The organism is Pseudovibrio sp. POLY-S9, from assembly GCF_001431305.1.
Lineage (GTDB): Bacteria > Pseudomonadota > Alphaproteobacteria > Rhizobiales > Stappiaceae > Pseudovibrio.
Map to the genome: position 1 here is coordinate 10,561 of NZ_LCWX01000138.1, position 2,023 is coordinate 12,583.

Annotated in this window: 2 protein-coding genes and 1 pseudogene; 1 reads left to right on the forward strand and 2 read right to left on the reverse strand. The window is 53.3% G+C overall.

Annotated elements, in window-relative coordinates:
* Nucleotides 1-322: DciA family protein (locus tag PPL9_RS11875; protein WP_152986680.1), on the reverse strand; the 322-nt coding region annotated here is incomplete at its 3' end.
* Nucleotides 323-459: 137 nt separating this feature from the next.
* Between PPL9_RS11875 and mutY the strand changes: the two genes are divergently transcribed.
* Nucleotides 460-1,512, forward strand: a complete 1,053-nt coding sequence (gene mutY / locus PPL9_RS11880) for an A/G-specific adenine glycosylase (RefSeq protein WP_057462892.1) — start codon at nt 460-462, stop codon at nt 1,510-1,512.
* Nucleotides 1,513-1,575: 63 nt separating this feature from the next.
* Here mutY and PPL9_RS11885 read toward each other — a convergent pair.
* Nucleotides 1,576-2,023: pseudogene (locus PPL9_RS11885) on the reverse strand (AMP nucleosidase); the annotation flags it as partial.

The window sequence follows — 2,023 nt, forward strand, 5'->3', positions numbered from 1 at the left end:
AGGCGTTTATCCGATCTCGCAGTTGTGGAGCTTCATGCGTAAAAAACAAAGCAGTGGAGCCATCCGCATGAACAAGAAGTGTTGCAGGTTCTGCAACCGGCTCTCCTTCAGAGCTTTTGGCTCTTGGCCAAACAAGCCTACCGGGCTGTACTTTTCCGTGATACTTCTTGCCGACAAGTTCTGGCCAGGCGGTGAGAAGGTCGGCACTGGCAAATCCGCGCTTGCGCGCGACAGGGTGCATGGTCTTACCAATCAGCTCGTTTAGCTGATGGCTTGATCTCCTGGAAACCCGATTTTGCGCAGTTGCTTTCATCGTCTTCATCACGCCATTAGATTAAGGCACATATATGACCATTGCTTTATATTAGTCTTAATTCAGTCCCGTTTTCCGCGGTACCATGAATTACCAAGGGAACCCCAATTATTTAGGGATCAAAACCAAGGTTAACCCACAAAACCATGCAAGATAATCTAGTTGTTCTTTACTGGTATGACAGAAATTCTCGCCAACTGCCATGGCGAACAGCTCCTGCTGATATACTTTCCGGTGTAAAACCAGACTCTTACCATGTCTGGCTCTCAGAAATCATGCTTCAGCAGACTACTGTTGCGGCAGTGAAAAACTACTTCAATCTCTTCATAAAGACATGGCCAACACTTGCTGATATGGCCAATGCGGAGGAAGAAGACATCCTAAAAGCGTGGGCTGGGCTTGGTTATTATTCCCGTGCAAGAAATCTGTATAAGTGTGCAAAATTTGTCCAATTGCATCACAATGGGCGTTTTCCTGAGGAAGAAGAGCGGCTTTTAAAGCTCCCCGGCATCGGTCCTTACACGGCTGCTGCAATCTCCACGATAGCCTTTGGGCGCCATGCTGCTGTGGTTGATGGCAATGTGGAGAGGGTTCTGTCCCGCCGCCATGCATTGCTGACCGAGCTCCCTGCCCTCAAAGCTGAAGTGAAGCCATTGATGGCTGAAGTGACGCCGCATGACCGTCCCGGCGACTTTGCGCAGGCCATCATGGACCTTGGCGCCACAATCTGTACGCCGAAGTCTCCGGCCTGTGGCATCTGCCCATGGATGGATGTTTGTGAGGGTCGCAAGCAAGGCATTGCGGACACTCTGCCACGCAAAGCCCCTAAGAAGGTGAAGCCGACACGACGCGGCATGGCCTTTCTGCTCAGCGACGCACGTGGTCGCATTCTTTTGCGCAAACGCCAAGATAAAGGACTGCTTGCAGGCATGAGTGAGCCAATCACCACCCACTGGGCGGATGATGCAGCGATGGAAGACCTCTCACATGCTCCGATTTCTGCGGATTGGGTGCGTACGCCGAAGGATGTGAAGCACACCTTCACGCACTTCCATCTGGAAATGAGCGTCTGGCAGGCACAGGCACCCGCTCATTACGATGAGCCTGACGGATATTGGTGGTCCGCGCCAGATGAGTTGGAAGGTGAAGCCCTGCCAACAGTGATGATGAAAGCACTTAAGGCCGGCAGCGTGATTTAAGTGCGCAGCAAAAAGCCGGGTCTGGGCCCGGCTTTTCTTATTCTTGCAGATGCTGATTGGCGCTTATTGGAATGCGGTTTCCATGAAGCTGCGGAGTTTACGAGAGTGGAGCCGTTCCAACGGCATTTCCCTCAGGACCTCCATGGTCTTCACACCAATTTCCAGATGCTGGTTCACTTGCGTCCGGTAGAAGTCCGTCGCCATGCCGGGCAACTTCAACTCCCCATGCAGCGGCTTGTCTGATACGCAGAGCAAAGTTCCATAGGGAACGCGGAAGCGGAAACCGTTAGCGGCGATGGTTGCGGATTCCATATCCAGCGCGATCGCACGGGACTGGGAGAAACGCTGCACCGGCTCGCGGTGGTCACGCAGTTCCCAGTTGCGGTTATCGATGGAGGCTACCGTTCCTGTGCGCATCACCCGCTTCAGGTCATAGCCGCTGTAACCGGTGGTCTTTTCAACCGCATCTTCCAACGCGACCTGCACTTCTGCCAGTGGCGGGGGTGGGACC

Coding starts and splice junctions, on each gene's coding strand:
- mutY (WP_057462892.1), top strand. CDS start 460: ATGCAAGATAATCTAGTTGTTCTTTACTGGTATGACAGAAATTCTCGC.